Origin of the sequence: Gordonia sp. PvP123 (assembly GCF_040547295.1) — a bacterium.
In the GTDB taxonomy this organism is placed as follows: Bacteria; Actinomycetota; Actinomycetes; order Mycobacteriales; family Mycobacteriaceae; genus Gordonia; species Gordonia terrae.
Genome location: NZ_JBEPPN010000005.1, coordinates 274,122 through 296,358 on the forward strand (window position 1 = coordinate 274,122; position 22,237 = coordinate 296,358).

Annotated in this window: 19 protein-coding genes and 3 tRNA genes; 7 read left to right on the forward strand and 15 right to left on the reverse strand. The window is 67.4% G+C overall.

What is annotated here, in order from left to right:
* The first annotated feature begins 60 nt into the window (after nucleotides 1-60).
* Nucleotides 61-1,797: a SulP family inorganic anion transporter gene (locus ABIC25_RS11635; RefSeq protein ID WP_239402065.1), complete on the forward strand. Its 1,737-nt coding sequence runs from the start codon at nucleotides 61-63 to the stop codon at nucleotides 1,795-1,797.
* Between the two features lie 36 nt (nucleotides 1,798-1,833).
* On the opposite strand, the gene ABIC25_RS11640 is transcribed toward ABIC25_RS11635, so the two are convergent.
* The 4 genes from ABIC25_RS11640 to ABIC25_RS11655 form a co-directional block, all read right to left on the reverse strand.
* Nucleotides 1,834-3,156: a PucR family transcriptional regulator gene (locus ABIC25_RS11640; RefSeq protein ID WP_239402067.1), complete on the reverse strand. Its 1,323-nt coding sequence runs from the start codon at nucleotides 3,154-3,156 to the stop codon at nucleotides 1,834-1,836.
* Complete coding sequence (locus tag ABIC25_RS11645; RefSeq protein ID WP_239402069.1) at nucleotides 3,153-4,574, reverse strand: phytoene desaturase family protein; 1,422 nt, start codon at nucleotides 4,572-4,574, stop codon at nucleotides 3,153-3,155. The genes ABIC25_RS11640 and ABIC25_RS11645 overlap by 4 nt, the downstream gene beginning before the upstream one ends.
* Nucleotides 4,571-6,433 (reverse strand): DUF3556 domain-containing protein, encoded by a 1,863-nt coding sequence (locus tag ABIC25_RS11650; RefSeq protein WP_239402071.1) that lies wholly within the window; start codon nucleotides 6,431-6,433, stop codon nucleotides 4,571-4,573. The genes ABIC25_RS11645 and ABIC25_RS11650 overlap by 4 nt, the downstream gene beginning before the upstream one ends.
* 126 nt (nucleotides 6,434-6,559) lie before the next feature.
* Nucleotides 6,560-8,026 carry a class I adenylate-forming enzyme family protein gene (locus ABIC25_RS11655; protein WP_239402073.1) on the reverse strand — a complete coding sequence of 489 codons (1,467 nt, stop codon included), beginning with the start codon at nucleotides 8,024-8,026 and terminating at the stop codon, nucleotides 6,560-6,562.
* A 125-nt stretch (nucleotides 8,027-8,151) separates the two neighbouring features.
* On the opposite strand from ABIC25_RS11655, the gene ABIC25_RS11660 reads away from it, so the two are divergent.
* A complete protein-coding gene (locus tag ABIC25_RS11660) occupies nucleotides 8,152-9,678 on the forward strand; it encodes a sigma factor-like helix-turn-helix DNA-binding protein (RefSeq protein WP_354561516.1) in 1,527 nt (508 codons plus the stop codon).
* 17 nt (nucleotides 9,679-9,695) lie between these two features.
* Here the strand turns inward: ABIC25_RS11660 and ABIC25_RS11665 are convergent, their stop codons facing one another.
* Nucleotides 9,696-10,316: a hypothetical protein gene (locus ABIC25_RS11665; RefSeq protein ID WP_354561674.1), complete on the reverse strand. Its 621-nt coding sequence runs from the start codon at nucleotides 10,314-10,316 to the stop codon at nucleotides 9,696-9,698.
* Nucleotides 10,317-10,678: 362 nt separating this feature from the next.
* Here ABIC25_RS11665 and ABIC25_RS11670 point away from each other — a divergent pair, with 362 nt between their 5' ends.
* Both ABIC25_RS11670 and ABIC25_RS11675 read left to right on the forward strand, forming a co-directional pair.
* Entirely contained in the window at nucleotides 10,679-11,347 is a 669-nt protein-coding gene (locus tag ABIC25_RS11670) for an MspA family porin (RefSeq protein WP_004021785.1), read from the forward strand.
* 47 nt (nucleotides 11,348-11,394) lie between these two features.
* The gene (locus ABIC25_RS11675) at nucleotides 11,395-12,075 is read left to right on the forward strand and encodes an MspA family porin (RefSeq protein ID WP_239402076.1); all 681 of its coding nucleotides are present in this window, start codon (nucleotides 11,395-11,397) and stop codon (nucleotides 12,073-12,075) included.
* 63 nt (nucleotides 12,076-12,138) lie between these two features.
* On the opposite strand, the gene ABIC25_RS11680 is transcribed toward ABIC25_RS11675, so the two are convergent.
* The 5 genes from ABIC25_RS11680 to ABIC25_RS11700 all read right to left on the reverse strand — a co-directional run bounded on the left by ABIC25_RS11680 (nucleotide 12,139) and on the right by ABIC25_RS11700 (nucleotide 14,169).
* Nucleotides 12,139-12,229: transfer RNA gene (locus tag ABIC25_RS11680), tRNA-Ser, on the reverse strand.
* Between the two features lie 161 nt (nucleotides 12,230-12,390).
* Nucleotides 12,391-12,600: a CsbD family protein gene (locus ABIC25_RS11685; protein ID WP_004021787.1), complete on the reverse strand. Its 210-nt coding sequence runs from the start codon at nucleotides 12,598-12,600 to the stop codon at nucleotides 12,391-12,393.
* 150 nt (nucleotides 12,601-12,750) lie between these two features.
* Nucleotides 12,751-13,020 carry a hypothetical protein gene (locus tag ABIC25_RS11690; protein ID WP_004021788.1) on the reverse strand — a complete coding sequence of 90 codons (270 nt, stop codon included), beginning with the start codon at nucleotides 13,018-13,020 and terminating at the stop codon, nucleotides 12,751-12,753.
* Nucleotides 13,021-13,142: 122 nt separating this feature from the next.
* Nucleotides 13,143-13,607 carry a nucleoside deaminase gene (locus tag ABIC25_RS11695; RefSeq protein ID WP_004021789.1) on the reverse strand — a complete coding sequence of 155 codons (465 nt, stop codon included), beginning with the start codon at nucleotides 13,605-13,607 and terminating at the stop codon, nucleotides 13,143-13,145.
* Between the two features lie 19 nt (nucleotides 13,608-13,626).
* Complete coding sequence (locus ABIC25_RS11700) at nucleotides 13,627-14,169, reverse strand: tRNA adenosine deaminase-associated protein (RefSeq protein ID WP_004021790.1); 543 nt, start codon at nucleotides 14,167-14,169, stop codon at nucleotides 13,627-13,629.
* 78 nt (nucleotides 14,170-14,247) lie between these two features.
* Here ABIC25_RS11700 and ABIC25_RS11705 point away from each other — a divergent pair, with 78 nt between their 5' ends.
* Nucleotides 14,248-15,222: a prephenate dehydrogenase gene (locus ABIC25_RS11705; RefSeq protein WP_354561518.1), complete on the forward strand. Its 975-nt coding sequence runs from the start codon at nucleotides 14,248-14,250 to the stop codon at nucleotides 15,220-15,222.
* 18 nt (nucleotides 15,223-15,240) lie between these two features.
* Here ABIC25_RS11705 and ABIC25_RS11710 read toward each other — a convergent pair whose 3' ends face one another.
* A complete protein-coding gene (locus tag ABIC25_RS11710) occupies nucleotides 15,241-15,795 on the reverse strand; it encodes a putative glycolipid-binding domain-containing protein (protein WP_239402192.1) in 555 nt (184 codons plus the stop codon).
* 161 nt (nucleotides 15,796-15,956) lie between these two features.
* On the reverse strand, nucleotides 15,957-16,742 hold the full coding sequence (locus tag ABIC25_RS11715; RefSeq protein WP_354561519.1) for a hypothetical protein: 786 nt from the start codon (nucleotides 16,740-16,742) through the stop codon (nucleotides 15,957-15,959).
* A gap of 532 nt (nucleotides 16,743-17,274) precedes the next feature.
* On the opposite strand from ABIC25_RS11715, the gene helR reads away from it, so the two are divergent.
* Nucleotides 17,275-19,452: an RNA polymerase recycling motor ATPase HelR gene (gene helR / locus ABIC25_RS11720; protein WP_354561521.1), complete on the forward strand. Its 2,178-nt coding sequence runs from the start codon at nucleotides 17,275-17,277 to the stop codon at nucleotides 19,450-19,452.
* A 215-nt stretch (nucleotides 19,453-19,667) separates the two neighbouring features.
* On the opposite strand, the gene ABIC25_RS11725 is transcribed toward helR, so the two are convergent.
* Nucleotides 19,668-19,743: transfer RNA gene (locus ABIC25_RS11725), tRNA-Arg, on the reverse strand.
* 52 nt (nucleotides 19,744-19,795) lie between these two features.
* A tRNA-Ser gene (locus ABIC25_RS11730) sits at nucleotides 19,796-19,888 on the reverse strand.
* 118 nt (nucleotides 19,889-20,006) lie between these two features.
* Here ABIC25_RS11730 and hisC point away from each other — a divergent pair.
* Nucleotides 20,007-21,074, forward strand: coding sequence for a histidinol-phosphate transaminase (gene hisC, locus ABIC25_RS11735; RefSeq protein ID WP_354561522.1), 1,068 nt, complete (start codon nucleotides 20,007-20,009; stop codon nucleotides 21,072-21,074).
* A gap of 34 nt (nucleotides 21,075-21,108) precedes the next feature.
* Here hisC and ABIC25_RS11740 read toward each other — a convergent pair whose 3' ends face one another.
* Nucleotides 21,109-22,086: an alpha/beta hydrolase gene (locus ABIC25_RS11740; protein ID WP_101820662.1), complete on the reverse strand. Its 978-nt coding sequence runs from the start codon at nucleotides 22,084-22,086 to the stop codon at nucleotides 21,109-21,111.
* Between the last annotated feature and the right edge of the window lie 151 nt (nucleotides 22,087-22,237).

Consider the following 22,237-nt stretch of genomic DNA (forward strand, 5'->3'; position numbering starts at 1 on the left):
GGCACGATATCCACTCGGCAAAGGCGTGCCGACGCGGCCGGGAAGGCCCATAATCGCCTGATGCAACCGGAAACGGTCTCACGGTTCCTGCCCGGGCTGGGAGTGCTCCGCGGTTACGAGAAGTCGTGGCTGAAGGGCGACATCGTCGCCGGTATCGTGCTGACGGCGTTGCTGATCCCCGCGGGTATGGGATACGCCGAAGTCGCCGGGTTGCCGCCGGTCACCGGGCTCTACGCCACGGTGATACCGCTGCTCGTGTACGCCGCCGTCGGACCGTCCCGCATCCTGGTCCTCGGCCCCGACTCGTCGCTCGCACCGATCATCGCGGCGTCGATCATCCCGCTCGCGGCGTTCGACGAAGAACGGATCGCGCTCGCCGGCGTACTGGCCATCGAGGTCGGCCTGGTCCTGCTGATCGGCGGGTTGCTCCGGCTCGGCTTCGTCACCGATCTCCTGTCCAAGCCGATCCGTATCGGTTACCTCAACGGAATCGCACTCGTCGTCGTGCTCAGCCAACTGCCGAAGCTGTTGGGGTTCAGCGTCGACGGCGATTCCGTCATCCAGGAGGCGGTCAACATCGTCAAGGGTGTCGCGTCCGGTGAGGCCGAACTGCTCCCCTCGGCCATCGGCATCGCATGCCTCGTCCTGATCTTCGCGCTCAAGTTCTGGCGCAAGGCCATTCCCGGTGTCCTCGTCGCGGTGGTGGCCTCGATCGTCGCAGTGGCGGTGTTCGGATGGTCCGACGATCTGCCGGTCGTCGGCGCCATGCCCCGCGGGTTCCCGTCACCGTCGTTGGAAGGCGTGACCGTCGACGACGTCATCAGCCTCATCGGCCCAGCTGTCGGTATCGCACTGATCGCCTTCGCCGACACGAGTGTGCTGTCCCGGACCTTTGCTGCCCGAGCCGGCGACCAGGTCAACGGCAGCCAGGAGATGGCGGCCATCGGCACCGCCAACATCGTTACCGGGTTCCTGAGCGGGTTCGCGATCTCGGCGTCGTCGTCCCGGACCCCGGTGGCCGAACAGGCCGGGGCCAAATCGCAACTCGCCGCGGTCGTCGGGGCGCTCCTGATCGTCGTGTTCATCTTCGTCGCACCGGGAGTCACCGCCTACCTGCCGTCGGCAGCGCTGGCCGCCGTCGTGATCGCCGCGGCAATCTCGCTGATCGACATCTCCGGCGTGTTGGCGCTGTTCCGCGCCAACTGGGTCGAGGGCGCGCTGTCGATCGCCGCGTTCCTCGGTGTTGCGCTGATCGGTGTCCTGCAAGGCATCCTGGTGGCGATCGGCCTGTCGTTCATCGCCTTCGTGAATCTCGCGTGGCGTCCGTACCGGACGGAGCTGGGGCGGGTTCCGGGACTACGCGGCTACCACGATGTGACCCGCCATCCCGACGCCGAACGCATCGACGGTGTGCTCATCATCCGGTTCGACGCACCACTCTTCTTCGCCAACGGCGGCATGTTCGACGACTACGTCCGCGGTAAGGTCCGCGAGGCGAGAACAGCGGGCCGACAACTGCACACCGTGATCATCGCGGCCGAACCCATCGTCGACATCGATGCCACCGCGGTCGACGAACTCGTCGAACTGGACGACTATCTGCGCACCCACGCCATCACACTCGTCTTCGCCGAGATGAAAGACCCGGTGCGAGAACAACTGCAGCGTTACGACCTCCGCGTCGACGGTTCCCCCAGGTTCGACGACTCGCATTTCGCACCCACGACCGGCGCGAAGATCGACGAGATCACCGGGCGGTTCCGTGGCGACATCGAGCCGTCCGACGGACGGGCCTGACACCCGGACACCGGACGCCAACGCCCACACCAACGCTCACCGCGCGAACATCACCGGCCCGAGGAATTCGCAGACCGTCAGTGCCAGAGCGAGATCCAGGCGATCGCGGTCCGCCGGGACCTCGGCGAGTGCTTTGCCGACCCGGTACTTCACCGTGTTGCGATGGAGGTTGAGCCGCTCGGCGGTGTGGAGGTGGCTCTCTTTGGTGGCGAAGTACACAGACAGGGTCTCCCGCAACATGTTCGCGGTCGAGGTGTCCTCGGCGAGCCCGCCCAGGACCTCCCGGACCCAGGCCCGCGTCGACTCGAGATCCCGTGCCAGCAGGGACACCACGGCCACACCCCGGTCTCCGAATCCGATCACCCGATCCGCCGTACCACCCGGCATGGTCGCCACCGAGTAGGCGGCGCGCGCCTGCTCGTGGGTTCGCCGGAATCCTCGCGCCCCGGATGCAGGCAGTCCCACCGCGACTCGGATCCCCGCCGGCACGGTCGAGCGGACGGTGACCACGGAGGAGTCGTCGGTGATGTCCCGCCCGACCAAGGGAATCCAGGCCCAGACCGTCGAACGGTCGATCGCGGTGACGATCGGTGGTGCGCCTCCGCCCAGTCGGGTACCGAGTTCGCGGGCCGCGTGGGTGAGCGTCACCAGTTCGCGCGGTTCATCGTCGGAGGACCAGAGGATGAGCGCGACGTGCCGCCGGTCCAGTGGATAACCGGTCTCGGACTCGAAGGCCCGCTCATCGGGTTCGGCGCTGTCGAGGAACGAGTGGATGGCCGCTGATTGCACGTTGCCCTCGACCCCGAGCCACCGCCGGCGTTCATCTTCGTACGCCTCGAACACGTACAGGGAGATCCAATCGATGTAACCGGACAGCACATCGGAGATGTGCCGGGTCAACGCCATCGACTGACCCGCGTCGAGATCGAGATCCTCGACCAATCGATAACATTGGCGCATCACGCTGTTCTGCCCGAGATGGTAGGCCCGGACGAGCGAGTTCGAGGGCACGTCCCGTTGCGCCAGTCGCAACGCGTATTCCACCGCGGCGGTGGTCGGTTGCAGGTGCTCGATCGGGATGTCGTTCGCCAGGACGTGGATGATCGTGGAGACGTTGCCGTGCACGCTCGCCTCGAGCAACTCCACCAGCTTGGGGTCGGTGTCGAGCTGATCGATCTCCCGGGCCATCATCGCACTCAACTCGGAGACGATGTCGGACACGTTCTCCTGCAACGTCTTCGCGATCACGGCCGCCTGCTCGAGCAGTTCGGAACCGGCTGCCGCGGGAACTCCGGCGAGCCGGTCGCGCGCGGCGTCTCCCGCTGTCCACAGCGCACGGGACGATCGCGAGGCGGTCATCGTGTCGACCGTGCGTACCGTAATGCCGACTCGGCGGCATGGTACCCACACAACCCGTGGATACCAGCACCTGGCGGGCTGGCCTGGGAGCAGATGTACACACCCGGTACTCCGATCGCGTACGGATCGAGCGCCGCACGGGGCCGTAGGACCATCTGCAACCCGTCGTTCGCTCCGCCGATGATGTCGCCGCCGGCGAAGTTGGCGTTCGAGGCATGGAGTTGTTCGGTACCAGTGCTCGCGGTCGCGACGATCCGGTCACGGAATCCGGGGGCGAATCTCTCGATCTGCGCGACGATCTGCTCGGTGGCATCCCCGTCGAAGCCTCGAGGGACGTGCGCGTAGGCGTAGATCGGATTGATGCCGCCCGCACTGCGACCGGGATCGGCGATGTACTGCTGACCGAGCAGGACGAACGGCCGTGTGACCATCACACCGGCCGCTCGCTGTCGCTCGGTGTGGGCGATCTCGTCGAAACTCCCACCGAGGTGCACTGTCCCGGCTCGCAGGCAATCCGGATTCGACCACGGGATGTCCCCGTCGATCGCGAAGTCGACCTTGTACGCCGACGACCCGATCCGGTGACGCCGGTACGAGCGTCGGATTCGAGCCGGCATCTCGTCGCCGAAGATCGAGAGGACCTGCGCCGGGGACAAGTCCAGCAACGTGATGTCCGCCGGCGGCAGGTCGGCACGCGAGCTCACCCGGACACCGGTCTCGATCTTGCCGCCCGAATCCCGTAGTGCGCCGACGATCGCCGCGGTGATCGCCCCTGAACCGCCTTCGGCCACCGGCCATCCGTAACGGTGTCCGCTCGCGGCGATCATCAGCCCGAGCGACGCGGTGAGCGGGCGGTCCAACCGGGAGAACAGGTGTGCCGCGATCCCGCCGTACAGCGCGCGGGCACGCTCGGTGCGAAACCAGCGCGCGATGACGGTGGCAGGCAGGACGGCTCGGGGCCCGAACGACGCCAACCGGATCGGGTGACCGGGCACGTGCATGACCGGACGGAGCAGATCGTCGCCCAGATCGTCGAAATGCCGGGCCAGATCACCGAACATCGCCTGCCAGCGCGATCCGTCGGCGCCCAACCCCGCCGCGGTGGCGCCGACCGAGCGGAACAGCAGCCCGGCCTCACCGGAATCGAGAGGATGTGCGCAGTCGGCGTCGGGCCACTTCCACACCAGCCCGTACCGTTCGAGACCGACCTCCGACCAGAACGGCGAGCCCACACCCAACGGGTGGAAGGCCGAACAATGGTCGTGGATGACACCCGGCACCGTGAGCTCGCCCGACCGGGCCCCGCCACCGACGACCTCGGCCGCCTCGAGGACCTGCACGTCGACACCGTTGCGCGCCAGGTGCAGAGCGGCGGCGAGCCCATTGGGCCCGCCGCCGACCACGACAGCTGTGGTCACTGCGGCGCCTGATCCGTCAGCCGGACCGGCGTCGCGCTGCGATCATCGGAGCGCATCTGCGGTTCATGCACCACTTCAGGATCGGTGACGGCGCGACGAGCGTCAACGTCGAGAGTCCAGTCGACATGGAACGGGATGGGGCCGTTGGGCAGCCACGGCTGCTCATTCACCGCATCCACCACCCGGTAGGTTCCGGTCTCGATGACGCCCAGCGCCGCATCGATCACCTTGAACCGCTGTGTGCCCCGGTGGATCGGCTGGGACTCGATCCAGGCCACCGTGAACTCGCCCGGCGCGAAACCGCACCGCTTCTGCAGCGCCGCGATGAGCCGTTCGTCGTGGAGATGCCCGTCACCGAAGTTGAAGGCCACCAGCGAGTTACACGAGAACTCCGCCTCCCTCAGCGTGTAGGAGTCGATGTCGGTGCCGAGATGACGGATCATCAGCGAGTACAGCGCACGCCCCTGGCTGTGCATCGAACGCCAGGCCAGCAGTTGGTGCATCACGACATCGGCCACGTCGGCCGGGTACGACGCGAGGAGCTGGGTGCGGGTGTTCTTCGCGGGCCGCACGATGTGCTGGTCGAGCTTCTCCTCGGCACCAGGCGCGAAAGCCCAGGTGGCCGACGCCCAGTTCCCCGCATACTGGCGCATCGACGGGAGGAACGAGACCAGATCGGGACGGAGGTTGCCGAGCACGGGGAAGAAGCAGAGCGCGGCGGCGATCAGCACCATCGCCCACGGCATCGACGTGTCGGTCAGCGCATAGCCGTCCCAGGCCGGGAATCCGAGGAACAGGAACACCGCGGCATAGGCGAAGAGCAGGTTCCATTCGAGCGGAACGGCCAGTGGGAACGTCGACAGGATGAAGAAGTGGAAGCACACCATGAGGACGACCGCCGCCACGGTGAGCGACTTGCTCGTCGAGAACAGCAAGACCAGTGGGGTGACGACCTCGACGATGGTGCCCAGGACGTGCCCGACGCCGCCGGCCAGCCTCGACGGCCGCATGTCCTCGGGGAAGTTGCGATAGTGCGCCCGCTTGATCTTCTTGCTCGGCAGCCACGGGGTGTTCGACAGCATCGGTGGGATCACCATCGAGAAGTGATGTCCCAGCTTGGAGATCCCGGCGCCGACCCAGACCGACACGATGAGCAGTTTGAGCGCGAGGATCATGTCGACGAAGGGCAGGAAGCCGAAGAAGATCATCGCCGGGAGGTACTGCTCGGAGCGAGCGGCGATGAAGATGACCTTGTCACGCAGGCCGATCACGACGAACAACGCGATGAGCGGGTACATCAGGACGGGGTTCACCAGTCCCTGATTGTCGGCCACCACCGAGTCCAGCGAGTTCGACACGATACCCGGGAGTGCTATCGCAACAGCAAGATTCGCGAGGATGAGCGCGTAGACCGCGATGTCGAACGCGGTGCGGGAGTCACCCTTGGTGAGGGGCACCTTGCCGGGCCATGGTGGGAGCCGGATCGTCTGTGGCCGCAGCCAGTACAGGAAGCCACCGGTCATCGGTTTGAAATGTCCGGCCAGCGGCCCCCACGACCCTCCGATGCCCAGGACCTCCACCAGCACGGTCCACAAGACCAGTTTCTGATAGACGATCGGTTGATTCCACCACTCGGTCACATGCAGCGGGTTCAGTCCGGATGTCAGCGTCGCGAGCACGATCCCGACGCCTCCGTAGAAGACGAAGACCTTCATCAGATAGATCAGATGGACCATCTTCGGTGTCCCGAAACCGTGGTCGGCCCAATGTGCTCCCAGCACGCGAATCCGGTCGAAGAACGGCCGCTGGAGAAATGTCTCCGGGTCCACCTGGGGGAAGTCTGGTTGGGTGAGTCCCATTGGTGCGCACTCCTTGTCTTGTTCTGTGTGTCGGTTGTGTGATGCGGGTCGGGCATTCCCGGTCTCGGCGCGCCGGCCACCGACCCGGCGCCCAGCGCGGGCGTCGAGGTCGGGTCGACGTGAGGATCAGATGGGCTGCGGACTTCGGAGACCGGATCGCAGCGCCGGTTTGTCGATCTTTCCCACCGGATTTCGCGGGAGTTGGTCGACGACCTGGATGATGCTCGGCTGCTTGACCTTTGCCAATCGACCGGCGAGGTGAGCAGCCAGCGTCTCGGCGTCCACCGCGCGGCCCGGGTATGCGACGACGAATGCGACCGGCAACTCGCCGTAGAGCTCGTCCGGCGCGCCCACCACCGCGCACTCGAGCACGTCCGGGTGGGTCGCGAGGGCGTTCTCGATCTCCTTGGGATAGATGTTCTCCCCGCCCCGGATGATCATGTCCTTGATGCGGTCGACCAGGGTGAGGTATCCGTCCTCGTCGAGCCGGCCCACATCCCCGGTGTGCAGTCGGCCGTCGACGATGGTCGACGCGGTGGCTTCCGGCCGGTTCAGGTAGCCGCGCATGACATTCGGCCCACTGATGACGACTTCACCGATCTCACCGGTGGGCACCTCCGTGCCCTGTTCGTCGACGACGGAGATCCGCTGGCCCGGTAGCGCGGGGCCCACCGTCCCGAGTTTGCGTACTCCGACGACCGGATTGCAGGCCGACGCACAGGTGCCCTCGGTCAGGCCGTAGCCCTCGACGACAGGTATCCCGAAAGCGCCCTCGACCCGGTCGAGGAGTTCCCTCGATATCGGGGCGGCGCCGCAGACCGCGAACCGGAGTGACCCGATGGCCTCGCTTGTCAGTCCGTCCTGCGACACCAGTAGCGCGTAGATTGTCGGCACGGCCGAGAAGTATGTCGGGGTGAGGCGTGCGACATCATCGAAGAACCTTGACGGCGAGAACTTTCCGGTGATGCTCAGCTGTCCGCCCGCGAGCATCGGCGCCAGGAAGCTCACGCAGATGGCGTTGACGTGGAACAGGGGCAGCACCAAGAGGGCGTGGTCGGCCTCGGTGAGACCGAAGTGCGTGACCATCGTCGACGCCATGTAGTGCAGATTGCCGTGCGACAACCGGACACCTTTGGGCCTGCCGGTGGAGCCGGAGGTGTAGATGAGCAGTGCGTCGTCGTCGGCGGACGGCGATTCTGAGCCCCGCCAGTCCGCGCTCGGCCCCGTCGCCAGCTCATCCACGTCGAACCGGGCAAGTCCGGACCCTAGTTCCGCTGTGCGGGTGCCGATGACGACCCGTGCTCGCGAATCCGTCAGCTGGTACTCGGCTTCCGCGGGGGTGAATGCCGGATTGACCGGAGTGGCAACCGCACCGATCCGCCATGCCGCCATCAGCGTGACCAGCAGTTCGATCCGGTTGGGCAGAAAGGTGGCCACGACGTCCCCGCGTCGAACGCCACCCCGGCTGAGTTGTTCGGCGACACCCTCGACGCGCCGCGCGAAACCGGCGTAGTCCAGGGCGACCTCGTCATCGCGAACACACGGGGTGTCGGCGCGGTGGGTCAGATCCCATGCGAAGTACGTGCTGGTCAACGGGCTTGCCTCCGAATTCGTAGTGATCGATGTGATCCAGAACACTATGAAAGCGAGAGGCGAACGGGAACGGTCGCGGAGGCCAGACTTCCTCCTGACCTTTGTGCTCGGGGGACAATACGATGGTGGACGAGAACGCACCACCCATGACCGCGCATGCCGGCGGACTCTTGGCGTCGGAACGGACGCCGGGCGACAGGCAGGCGCTCGACGCGGTCGCCGCCTTCGACGCCGGACTGTCCGGCCAGGAGCGGCGGGTGCTGACCGAGCGGGTCTACGCCGCCCACCCTCGAACACAGTCAGAGGTCGCCGAGATCCTCGGACTGTCCCGCGAGCGGATCACCCAGATCGATCGCTCCCTCCGAGCCCGTCTGGCCTCGTTGATAGACGCGGATCCGGTTCTCTCCGAGCTGTCGGCGATGATCGACCGGCGGGCCGCGCCGATCGCGGACGCCACTGCGCTCACCGGCGACTCGACGCTCGCCGGGTCACCGGTGGGCGACCTCGAGGCCCCGTGCTGGCGAGTGGTGGCCGCGGCGTCGGGTCTGCGCACGAGCGAGAACTGGATCATCCGGGGCGGCCTCCGCGCGGTCGCCGAGTTCACGAAGTCAGCCGTCGCGGCGGCGGCACGCCCCGGCGAGGTGCCTCCGGTTGCCGCCATCGCCGACCACCTCGGCCTGCCCGATGATTCGGCCGCACGGTGGTTGCGGCGGGCGGGATACGAAGTGCTCGACGGCCACGCGATCGCCACCCGCTCGACGACGGGGGAGATCGTCGTCGCGACGCTCGCGATACACGGCGCGCCGTTGACATTCGACGAGATCGTGAACGCGACATCGTCGATCCCGCGTGCCCACAACAGTATTCGAAACGCCCTCGCATCGGACGCACGTATCGTCAAGACCGACCGCACCCGCTATGGCCTCGTCGAGTGGGGCCTCCCACGATACGAACCGGTCCATCTGCAGATCGATGCGATTCTCTCCGACCGCGACGGCGCCGCGCCTCTCGACGACGTCATCGCGACGATCCGCGGCCGTCACGACGTCAGCGAGGCCACCATCCGTGCGTACGCCGGGGCCGGCGAGTTCCAGACCCGCGGCGGCATTGTCACCCGGCGCGAACGAACACATCGGCCCCGCCGGACGCCTGGACGGACACGCGGCCTGTACCGCGAGAACGACGTCGTGCACTGGGCGACCACGATCACTCCGGCGCAGTGTCGCGGAACAGGATTCAACATTCCCAGCGCCCTCGCCGGCGTCCTCGGCATCGGCCCCGGCACACCGGTCGCCCTCGAGACCGGGCTGGGGTCACAGACTTTCACGTGGGCGTCGGTTCAGGCACGAACGGGTTCGATCAAACGGTTCATCGACGCACTCGAACTCACGGCCGGTTCGGCGGTCTTTCTCGACTTCGGGCCGAGCACCTTCGCCGTTCGACGGGCCGAGCACTCCAGCACGTCACCCGGCAACTCCATCCTGACCCGGATCGGGCGTCGCCCGGAACGCGTCACCAGGTCCCGGCTCACCCGGATACTCGCGGAATCATTGTGGTTACCCGACGATTCCACCCTCGACGACATCCTCGGCCTCCTCGCCCGGCGTCGTGAGACCGACCTCGCCGACCGGGTCTCCGCCGCGCTGGGCTGAGGTATCGGGCGCATCGGTCACGGAGCGACGGGGGCACCCCACTCGGGCAGCCCGAAGGGCGCGTCGACCGCCACACATGCGCCGGCAGACGCACACGCGAGAATTCGGACCATGGTCTCGCGGGTGCCGAGATCCCCTTCCAGTCGGACACGGGCACCTCGCCGCACACCGCCGTCGTCCTCGGCCATCCACTCCGCCTCGGCCACGAGGCGGCGAGCACTGTCGACAGACCCGGCATCGAGGTCGGTGACGAGGCCACCCTCCTCGCGGATCGGAGCAGCCCCTCCGAGAGCGACGAGTACGAAATCACCGGCAACCCGGTACAGCACCCGGGATCGAGTCGGCGGCACAACGGCTTCGATGAAGTCCTCGACCTCGACGCACTGGTCGATGTGGGCGAAGACGAAACCGACATCCTGAGTGCCGACCGCATTGCAGCGTGGGCCGAGGACGATCGGGACCGTCACGACGTCGGCCTCCAGCAACGAATGCCACGCGAGGACGAACTCCCAACCCGTGTGGATCGCGAGTGCCACCCGGCTCCCGGGAGTGACCCCGCAGAAGACCAGTTGCTCGGCCATCCACTCCACGGACTCATAGAAGCGTTCGAAGTCGATGACGACGTCGCCGGTGTGCACTGCGGGCAATGCACCGTGAATGTCGTGGGCTGCTCCCAGCAGCGAGCACGAAGTCGACGTCCGAGTCACACATCCCCGATGGTCAACGAGTTCGTCTGCGCTGCAGTCGAACCCGACACACAGTGCGTGAACCACAACCCGCGAACGCCGGAGGAGCCCACCGCCTTACAGAGGTTAGGCTACCTTTATTCGAGGGGTGTGTGTCAACCCCTACATAGTTTTTCACTCATCTTCTATTTAGGGTACGTTCACCTACGATCGCCACCCTGCCGCAGCTGACGGGCTCATCCCCCTGCGATGAGTTCTCGACGCAGTGCGACACCCCGTCCGCGGACGGGGAGATGAAACGAGGAGAGCACGAGATGACACAACGAACCTTGCGGGCCGTCGGACTGTCCGCACTCATCGGCGGATCGGTGACTGCCGCGCTGCTCGCCGGCGCCGCGTCGGCGGGCGCAGACGCATTCGTCCGACTTCCGGGCGGCACCGCGAAAGGTGAGGGCATCCAGATCGTCCGGTCCGAGGAGAGCGCCCGGGTCTCGGCGTCGATGGCCGCGAACGGCGTGTCCAGGACCACCTGGGTCAGCGGCCAGATCACCTTGTACGCACCACATCTCAAGCCCGCCAAGGCAGGGCCGAGTGTCGGTGCGGCCGGCGAGACGACACTACCGGGGAGCAACGGAACCGCGACGAACGGCGCCGCCGCCACACTGTCCACCGGTTACATCATCGGATGCCAGGTGAACATCAAGGGCCTCCAGGGCGGGCTGTCCGGCTCGCTGACCCCGACCGCGCCGTCGCTCTCGGGCACCCTGACCGTTCCACTTGCCGCCGGCGACGTCACGTTCGTGGTGCTGAACACCAAGAACATCGAGAAGGCCGGCACCTACCATCTCGGTTACGACGACGCCCAGATCGATGTGCAGAACTGTGGCGGATACGCCCAGGCCCGTGCCTTCACCACGATCGAGACCACCGGCGAGGTGCACCAGAAGGTGAACCTCTACGGCAAGCCGTTCTCCATCGGCTGACCGCGAACCCGTTGACCATGACCAAGACTCGCCGAATCGGAGCTCCCATGACCGTCCCCCAGCGCCCCGCCGCGCGCACCCGGATCATCGCGGCCACAACCGCAATCGCCTGCGCGGCACTGGTGCCCGCGCTGACCGCCGCACCCGCGCAGGCCGACACCGCCGTCCAACTCCCCGGACAGTCCGTCACGAAGAAGTTGAAAGACGGTACGACGGTGACCATCACGCGCAGCAACGAATCCGCGCGGATCAACCCCTCCATGGGCGGTACGCCCCTGCATCGCAATGCATGGGTCTCCGGCAAGTACGTGGTGACCACCTCCGACAAGGCGGCGAAGATCGGCGTCGGCGCGGGTTACATCGTCGGTTGCCAGCTCACCCTCGGCGGCAACTCGAACAGCCGGGCCGGCGCGACCGCACCCGACTTCGACCTCCAGAGCACGACCACGACGGCCGAGACCGGCGCCGGCGTGACCATCGGCCCCGGCCAGGCGGTCAACTACGTCATCAACGACCGTGAATACAAGGACGCGTTCGGTGCAGCCGGACACTCGTCGTCGATCAGCTTCGCCGGCGGCAAGGGCACCCTGGCGTACACCAACGAGACGATGATGGTGAACGGCTGTGCCGGCTACGCACAGGCCCGCTCATACGCCAAGGTGAGCATCACGACCGACAACGTGTCGCAATCGATCGCCGTGTACGGCAAGCCGTTCAGCATGGGCTGATCCGCGGAACCGCGGCCAGAACATCGAAATGGCCCCCCACCCTTGCGAGTGGGGGGCCATTTCTGGCGGTGGCGGAGGGATTTGAACCCTCGGTACGGGGTTACCGCACACAGCATTTCGAGTGCTGCACCTTCGGCCGCTCGGACACGCCACCGCCGAAGACTGTACCGCAGAGGGGCGGTCAGACTTAAATCGGCTGGTCAGGCGTGGGTGTCAGCGCACGTCACCTGCCCTTCGAGGCTCGTCGCTATCGCTCCTCGCACCTCAGGGAGCAGGGGATACGTCGCGCTCCTCGCACCTGATGGAGCAGGGGGCCTAGTGGCCGGTCAGCTTGTCCTTGACGTCGTCGATCTTGCCCTTGACGGCGTCAGCGGCATCGGTGATCTTCTGCTTGCCCTGGGCCTGCGCCTGGTCACCTTTGCCCTCGTTCTTGAGGTCCTGGTTGTCGGTGAGGCTGCCGGCAGCTTCCTTGCCGCGACCCTTCAGCTCTTCGGCCTTGTTCTGTGCGTCGTCAGTGGTTCCCATGAAGCCTCCTCTATAGGGTTCGGCCCATCGGCCGAGTGGAAGAACTCGACGACGTTCGTCGCGCCACGGCTCGACGCCAACGCCGCCGCTCAGGAGCTGACTCCTGCTTCCACCGTGCCACAGGACCACGATGGTCTGCAGAACCCCAGGTCAGCGGTTGTTGAACTTCTGCGACACCTCGTTGAGCTTGTCCTTGGCGGTGGTGAACGCCTCCTGGACCTTCTCGTTCTCGGCGAGGTCGTTGAGCTTGTCCTTCGCGGTGCCCAGGGCGTCCTGCACCTGCTTGCTCTCGACGAACTCGTCGATCTTGTCGCGGGCGGTACCCAGCGCCTCCTGGACCTTGCCGCTCTCGGCGAGTTCGTTGATCTTCGCCTTCGCGGTGTCGAAGGCCGCGGTCACCTTGTCGGACGGATCGGTCATGACTACTCCTCGCGGGTCGGGGGTACTGCAGTCCAATCTGCCAGGACCGAGCGGCCACGACCACCGGACGGGACCCTGAGATCTCACCGATCTTGATGTCTCGCGACCCCGAGACGCCGCGGTCACGGATGTCGTCGGGTGGCGAAGAAGTCGACCATGAGGGCGCGGCACTCGGGTTCGAGCACGCCACCCTTCACCTGGGGCCGATGCGACAGCCGCGGGTCGCGCACGACGTCCCAGAGCGAACCGACCGCGCCCGTCTTGGGCTCCCATGCTCCGAACACGACGGCGTCGACCCGGGACAGCGTGATCGCGCCCGCGCACATGGTGCAGGGTTCGACGGTCACCGCGATCGTGCATCCGGGCAGGCGCCAGCCGTCGCCGAACGCCCGCGCCGCCGCACGCAGTGCGAGCACCTCGGCGTGTGCCGTCGGATCGCCATCGGCCTCGCGGCGGTTGGCGGCGCGAGCCAGTTCGATGCCTTCCGGGTCGAACACGACCGCGCCGATGGGAACGTCGTCGGTCCCCGAGAGTGCTGCCGCGTCGAGCGCCGCACGGACCATGGCCTCCCAGGCGGGCGCACTCATCGCACGAGTTCGTGCCGACTCAGTGGCCGAGGGAGTCGAGGACCTTGCCCAGCTCGTCGGCGAAGCCGAGCCGTGCCGCGATCATGCCGAGCTGTTCGTCGGCGTAGAGATCGGTGTCGCCGACGATGATGCTCATCACCGCGTCGGGCAGTCCCAGATCGGCGAGCAACCCGAGATCCCCTTCCTCCCACGGATCGATCTGGTCGAGCTCGTCCGGATCGATGTCGGGCACCTCGACGTTCAGCGCGTCCAGCGCGTCGACCGCGATGTCATAGTCGACGGAGGCGGTCGCGTCGGAGATCAGGAGACGCGCTCCCGTCGGGGACGGCCGCACGATGATGAAGAACTCGTCGTCGACATCCAGCAGCCCGAACACGGCGCCCGCGGAACGCAGCTCACGCAACTGGGTTTCGGCGTCCTCGAGGTCGGAGAGCGCCGACGGTTTCATCGCGGTGACCTTCCAGCCACTCTCGTCGCGGACGACCGCCACGGCGAAACCGTCGATGTCGTCGTCCACGTCCTGCGCGTTCGACCCCGACTTCCCAAATCCGGCACCGGCCATGCAGCAAACCGTAGCCCCTATCACCGGTACTCCCAAGTCCCGGTTCACCGTGCGTGACCGGTATGGGAACGTGTCAGGGTGACTGCCGCGCCGTCGTCCCCCGCTCCCGTCCTCCCCCGACCGGTGTGCGTGCTCGGTCTCGGGCTGATCGGCGGGTCACTGCTGCGGGCCCTGCACGACGCCGGACACGACGCCTTCGGCTACAACCGGTCCACCGCGACGGTCGACGCCGCCACCGGTGACGGCTATGACGCGTCTGCGGATCTTGTTGCGACACTCCAGCGCGCGGCGTCGTCGGACGCGCTGGTCGTGCTGGCGACGCCGGTGACGACCATCGAGCCGCTGGTGACCGCTCTCGCCGAAAACGCCCCCGGCGTCCTGGTCACCGACGTCATCAGCGTCAAGCAGGAAGTCGCGCGCGTGCTCGCCCACCTCCACCCCGGTGGCCGGTACGTGGGCGGCCATCCGATGGCGGGAACCAGTTCGTCGGGTTGGGCAGCGACCGACGCCGCCCTCTTCGACGGGGCCATGTGGGCGGTCACCACCACCGACGACACGCCGTCGGACGACTGGCTGACGGTGGCCTCGCTGGCTGTGGCCGTCGGCTCACGTGTGGTGCCGGTGGCTCCGGACGCGCACGACCGGGCGGTCGCCGCGATCTCTCACCTGCCGCATCTGACCGCAGCGGCCACCGCCGCCGTCGGAGCCGGGGAGAGCGATCTCGCCCTGCGGCTGGCGGCGGGCAGCTTCCGCGACGGAACCCGGGTCGCCGGCACGGCACCGGCCCTGCAACGCGCGATGATCGAGGCCAACGGCATCGCGGTGCTCAACGTCCTCAGTGAGACCATCGACCGTCTCATCGCAGCGCGCGACGAACTCCGCGACCACGGCACCGTCGAAGTGCTCGTCGACGACGGGCACCGCGCCCGGTCGGCCTACGAGCAGTTGCACTCCGGAACCGCTGAGGTCATCAGCGGGGTGACCGTCGGCGACGACGGCTGGCAGCAAGAATTGCGTCGTCAGGCCCACCAGGGCCGGGTGTGGGTGGGCTGAGGTCGGGACCGACCGCCCTCAGACCCGGCGCGCGAGACCCGGGTAGTCGAGGACGAAACCGTTGTCGTCGACGGTGATCGTGGTCGTCGCGAGCGGCGAGTCCACCTCGAAACCGCCCTGAACCGCGGTGTACGACATCGTCGCCGGCTTCACCTCACCACTCGGCAGGTACATGTAGGCGACGGGGACCTCGGCGGCCTCGGTCGACGAGGCCGACACATCGCCGCGACGGATCGGCAGGGAATTGAACATGGGCGACAGGGCCAGCTCGACGTCCTGCGCGCCGCCGAAGTCCGAGCGGGTGGTCTCGCCGTCGGGGCGACGGATCAGCCACGTGCCCTCGTCGTCGCGGGTGATGCCGAACTGCGTCTCGCCGTCGGCGCGCACCAGGTGCACGGTCAGCCGCTTGACCACACCGGCATCGGTGGTCTGCAGCTCGTACGACGCGGAGAACGCCTCGTGGTCGGCGGTCGCCGCGGCGATGATCCGTCCGTATGCCTTGAGGCGCGTGCCGGACACGACCAGGCGGACCTGTTCGAGTCGATCGGTGTCCTCGCCTCGCCACGTGAGCATCGTCTTGAACTCGTCGGTGGAGGCGGAGGACTGACCGCTGTCAGGGGCTGTCTGCGGAGAACTCACGAGACCACGGTAGCGAGCCACGGCCCCGATCACACATCGGACGAGCAGGTCATCCGACCGACACGCGGTATTCGCGGTGACGGGGACGTGAACACCTAGGCGATGCAGGACGCGGTTCGGCGCGTCGACGACGGCGTCACCGTGTCCTCCACCACCTTCTCGCCGTCGACAGTGATCGAACAGCTCACCGAGCTACCCGTCCCCGCGATCACCAACAGACGCAGCGGGTTGATCCCGCCCGTGAAGCGAACAGTCCACGGATTCGTCGGGGCGAATTCGGAGCGCAGGCCGGCGTCGTCGACGTACAGGATGGTGGCCTGCCCGTCGATGGTCGCCTCGTAGGTCACCGGCTTGTTCTGCGGGTCGATTCGCTCACCGGGCCGGCCCGGAAGCTGTTGTCCCGGTTCGGGCGGGGTGAGGCTGGGCGGTTCGAAAGTGCGCGGGATCGGCATCGTGTCGGTGATGAGCGGCGAGTCCGCGACCGGTTCGTCCGACGACCCGTTGCGCAGACCGAGGAAACCGACGAAGGCCACCACGAGCAGCACCACCACCCCGAGCGTCAGAATCAGTGTCGCGGTGGGCACGTCGAGAATGCGCGAACGGGACTCACCGGCTGAGCTGTCGGCCTCGCGCTCGGCGGTCGCGGTGCGCTCCGCCTCTGCGCGCTCCGCGCGCTCGGCCAGGTTCAGTTCGGTGTTCGTCGGCTGGCCGGGACGGAACATCGGGGTGCCGTCGGAGGCGTACCCGAGCGGGGGATAGAGCTGTGGCGCGCCGGGCCGGCCGTAGAGGTCGCGGGGCGACCCGGCGGGCAGGCCGCCGGCCTCGCCGCGGTGCCGCGGGTCAAGGGCGCCGTGGTTCGGCTCCCCGTACGGCTGTCCCATCGTCGGCCTCCGGTCGAGATCCTGCGTCGTCGTCGACGCGTCGAAGCACCCGCTCCGAACCGGCGGACCGGGGCGACGCCGCGTGTCATTCCACCTCCGACCTTACGGCGCGAGGTCTGGTGCTCACGCCGACGATCGGAAAGCCGCAGGTCACGTCGATGCGGTGCAGAGAAGCGAACCAGTCGGTCGAATGAGTCGCGACCCGGGAGACCGGGAAATGAAGGCTGTGGCCGCGCTGCCGCCCCGCCCCCGTGCGCTCGGGGGCGGCAGCCCCCTGACAGGCCCCACCGATAGGAGTTCACCGTAGTGAACTGAAAGTACTTTCACATACACCATCGCGGCCCGCAACAGCTGATGGGTCATCGGATCACATGAAACCGGGGTCCGTTTCACCCGCGCGCCCGACGATCGCTCTTCCCCTTTCACCATAAGCCCTGGACAGGGGCTTGCCGCAAGGCCCCCCATGCGGTGCAGAATCGCTGTCTCACCTGCCGAGACCACCCTGCCGCCTGCCGATTCGGAGCCCCTCTCTGTGACCTCAGCCCCCGACGCCCCCTCCGACGCGACTTCGACGACCACCGCGGTGTTCGACCTCCCTCACCGCCTCTCCCCGAAGAACGATCCCGCCCTCATCGCCGACGACGCTCGACACTTCACCTCGATCACCACGAATCTGCGCCGCACGCTGGCCGACGCCGACGAACGCTTGCAGGGACTGCGGCGCGAAGCCGGCGGCAAGGGCCGCCGGGCCGTCGACCGCGACATGGAGATCCACCAGCTCGGGGCGCGCATTCGATCTCTGCGCCGATTCGGCCTCGACCTCTGCTTGGGCCGCCTGGTCCGCGACGACGGGGAGATCCTGTACATCGGCCGGCTCGGTCTGACCGATCCCACCGGCGACACCCTGCTCGTCGACTGGCGCACGCCGCTGGCCGCGCCGTTCTTCGCCGCCACCCGGCGTGACTCGATGGGGCTGCGGAGCAGACGCCGCTACCGCTGGACACACGGTCGGATCACCGACTACTGGGACGAGGTCTTCGTCGACGACCCGGCGGTGCTCGCCTCACACGCGGCACTCGACGACCAGTCGGCCTTCCTCGCCGACCTCGGTGCCAGTCGTTCTCCGCGCATGCGGGATGTCCTGGGCACCATCGCCACCGATCAGGACGCGATCATCCGCGCCGGATCGCACGGCGCCCTCGTCGTCGACGGCGGGCCCGGGACCGGCAAGACCGTCGTCGCGCTGCATCGTGCCGCCTACCTCGTCTACGCCGATCCGCGCCTCGCCGGCAATCGGGGCGGGCTGCTCGTCGTCGGGCCCCACCGGCCCTACCTCTCGTATGTCGCCGATGTGTTGCCGAGCCTCGGCGAGGAGAGTGTCCAGACATGCACTCTCGCCGATCTGGTTGCCGAAGGCGATTCGGCGACAACCGAAGCCGACGCCGCCGTCGCACGGTTGAAGTCGTCGGCTCGCATGGTCGAGGCCGTCGAACCGGCGGTCAAGTTCTACGAACAACCACCCACAGCACCCTTTGTCGTCGAAACGCCCTGGGCGGAGACAACTCTGACCCCGACCGACTGGGCGGAGGCCTTCGACGTTCCGGAACGCGGCACGGCGCACAACGATGCCCGCGACGAGGTCTGGGAGGAGCTGATGTCGATCATCGCGTCGCGACACGACGACGACGTGCCGCACCACGCGCTGCGTCGTGCACTGGCGGCGAACGACGAACTCGTGACGGCCTTCTCGCGAGCGTGGCCGGTGCTCGACGCCACGGAGATCGTCGGTGACCTGTGGTCGGTGCCGGCCTTCCTCCGCATGTGCGCGCCGTGGCTGTCACGCGACGAGGTCCGCGCACTCCAGCGCAGCACCCCGGACGCCTGGACCGAGGCCGACCTGCCGATCCTCGACCGCGCCCACCGCCGGATCGGCGACCCGGCGGCGTCGGCCCGTCGTCGTAGGCAGCGCTCCGACCGGGAGGCGGAGCGCGAGAAGATCGACCAGGTGGTCGACGACCTGATCGCCGCCGAGGTCCACGACGACGGAGAGGGGTTGATGGCGATGCTGCGACACGAGAACCTGCGCCACAACCTCGGGGACGACCTCGACGGTGAGACCACCGGCCCGCTGGCCGGGCCGTTCGCGCACATCGTCGTCGACGAGGCACAGGAACTGACCGACGCCCAGTGGCAGATGCTGATCGATCGTTGCCCGTCGAAGAGCTTCACCGTCGTCGGCGACCGCGCACAGGCTCGCCGAGGATTCGGCGAGTCCTGGGCCGAGCGACTCGAGCGCGTCGGGTTGAGCGACGTCACAGCGGCGGGACTCACGATCAACTACCGGACCCCCGAGGAGATCATGGACGCGGCTGCACCCGTCATCCGCGCGGTTCTCCCCGACGCGAATGTGCCGACTTCTGTTCGGCGGGCGGATATTCCGGTCACGTACGGCGACCGCGCGGACCTCGACGCGGTGGTCGGCGAGTGGACGTCGACGCATCGAGACGGGATCGCCTGCGTGATCGGCGAACCGGGGTTCGCCGGGACCGACCGCGTGCGGTCGCTCACCCCGACCCTCGCCAAGGGACTCGAGTTCGATCTCGTGGTGCTCGTCGACCCCGACTCCTTCGGCGCGGGCATTGAGGGTGCGGTCGACCGCTACGTGTCGATGACCCGGGCGACCCAGCAGCTGGTGATCCTCCGCGGGTAGCCACCCCCTCGCCGATTGGGGTAGTGCCGTACTCGTGTCGACGCCGCGCGGCCCGGTGAGGATGGATGGCACCACGACGGATCATCCGCGAGCTCATCGGCGACCGCCCGAGAGCCGCCGTGCCCCAGAGCGTGTGCCCCGGCACCTCGTCCACCCACCCAGGGTTCCGGCGCACACAGAAGAGGCCCGCCACCGGGATCGGTGACGGGCCTCTGTGGTGCGCCCGTAGGGATTCGAACCCCAAACCTTCTGATCCGTAGTCAGATGCTCTATCCGTTGAGCTACGGGCGCGTGATATTCAGTTGTACAGCTCTTCAGTTGAACCGCCGTCGGCCGACTGCGGTGGCGGAGGCGAGAGGATTTGAACCTCCGGTTCCGTTTTAAGCGGAACAACTCATTAGCAGTGAGTCCCATTCGGCCGCTCTGGCACGCCTCCCTGGCGGAGTCCTTTCGAACTGCCGAGTCGAAAGGTTACACACCCTTCGCGTCCACAAGCAAACCGGTTGGTCAGAGCCGGTTTCTGCGTCTCCGGGGTCGCGGCCTACATTGGTCGGGTGAGCTTGCGAATCCGCCCCGACCTGGACGACCTTCCCGTGTACGTGCCGGGCAAGACGTTTCCGGGAGCGGTGAAACTCGCGAGCAACGAGGTCACCGAAGGTCCGCTGCCGAGCGTCATCGATGCCATCGGCGCCGCGGCCGCAGCCGTGAACCGCTACCCCGACAACGGGATGGTCGAGCTGACCGCGGCGCTGGCCAAGGGTCTCGGTGTCACCGAAGACGAGGTCCAGGTCGGCTGCGGATCGGTCATCCTCTGCCAGAACCTGATCCTCATCACGAGCGGACCGGGCGACGAGGTGGTCTTCGGGTGGCGGTCGTTCGAGACCTATCCCCTCGCGACCCGCGTCGCGGGCGCGACACCGGTGCGGGTCCCGCTCACCGGAGACCTGACGTACGACCTGCGCGCGATGGCCGACGCGGTCACCGACCGCACGCGGCTCATCTTCGTGTGCAACCCGAACAACCCGACCGGCACCGTCGTCGAGGCAGCCGATCTCCGTGAGTTCCTGAACAACGTGCCGTCGGACATCGTCGTCGCCCTCGACGAGGCGTACTTCGAGTACCTGCGCCTGCCGTCGAATCAGGCGTACGACGCACTCGAGCTCCGCCGCGAGTTCCCCAACCTGGTGGTGCTGCGGACCTTCTCGAAGGCGTACGGACTGGCCGGGTTGCGGGTCGGGTACGCGATCGGCGACCCGGAGGTCATCACAGCCCTCGGAAAGGTCCACATCCCGTTCTCGGTCAGCAGCGTGGCGCAAGCCGCAGCGCTCGCCAGCCTGGACGCCGGCGAGCAGCTGCTGGCCCGCACGGACGCGGTCGTCGCCGAACGTGCCCGCGTCACCGCTCGACTGCGCGACGCCGGATACCGGGTGCCGGACTCACAGGCCAACTTCGTGTGGCTCGAGCTGGGGGCGGCGTCGATGGAATTCGCACGCGCCTGCGTCGACGCCGGTGTGGTGGTCCGCCCGTTCGACGGTGACGGCGTCCGGGTGACCGTCACCAACGCCACCGAGGACGACGTGTTCCTACGGTTCGCCGAGAACTGGGAGGGCCCGCGGGCCTGACGATCTGTCGTCGCGATCGCGAGCCCGCGGTCGACTACAGCCCGCGGCCGATCGTCGGCCAGAGGACCTCGAGATCGCGCTCCCAGTACGCCCACGTGTGGGTCCCGATGAGCCGGAACCCGTCCGTGTAGCGCACCCCCGCCGCGCGCAGCGTGATGGCGAATTCCAGCGAGCACCGGTATGCACCCAGTTCGAGTGCCGACGACGACGCGGTCACGACCTCGCGCGGCCCCTCTTCCGGATCGATCTGTCGTTGGAGGTCGAGGGGACCGACGGCACCCGACCCGGCGGAGATGAAGATGTTCTTCCCCCGCAACCGGTCCAGATGCAGGCTCGGATCGTGCGCGCGCCAGCCCGCGGAACCGAACGGGCCCCACATGTTGGTGGCGTCGCCGCCGTCGCGGCCGACGGTGCCCCGGACATACGCCTCGTTGACCGGCCCGGACACCGGCGGACAACCGCTGAGCGAGGCCACCCCGGTGTACATCTCGGGATGACGGATGGCCAGCGAGAATGCGGCCTGTCCGCCCATCGACAGCCCGATGACGGCGTTGCGGCCGTTCCCGTCGAACCGTTCGTCGATCAGCGGGGGCAGCTCCTTGGTCAGGAAGGTCTCCCACATCGGCTTCCCGAGCGCCGCGTCCTTCTTCTGCCAGTCGGTGTAGAAGGTGCCCTTGCCGCCCGTGGGCAGCACGACGTTCACGTTCTTGTCCGCGAAGAAGCGCCCGGCCCGACCCTTGGTGATCCAGTCGCTGACCTCGCCCTCGGCACCCGCGCCGTCGAGCATGTAGACCGTCGAGCGCGGCGCCGAACCGCCGACCGGCGTGAGCACCGAGAGCTTGATCCGCTCGTTCATCGCCGGCGAGAACACCCAGATGTCGGTGCGCAGAGCGCTCAGTTTCTCGGACTTGGCGATACGCGCCACCTGTTTGGGAGCCGCGTCGGCAATGGCGGGGGTCGACAGAATCCCCACCATCAGGCACACCAGACCTGCGATCAATCGCCTCGACATCCAGCCAACTCCCTCGCCGACAGTCCCCCCGAGCGCACTCGGACCCGTCGTGTCACCACGTACGCGTCCGCGCCGGTCGGATCGGCGCGGCGCGGACATCTAGACTCACAGACTACCCGGCGTCCAGCGGAGTGGAAGGCCGTGACCACGG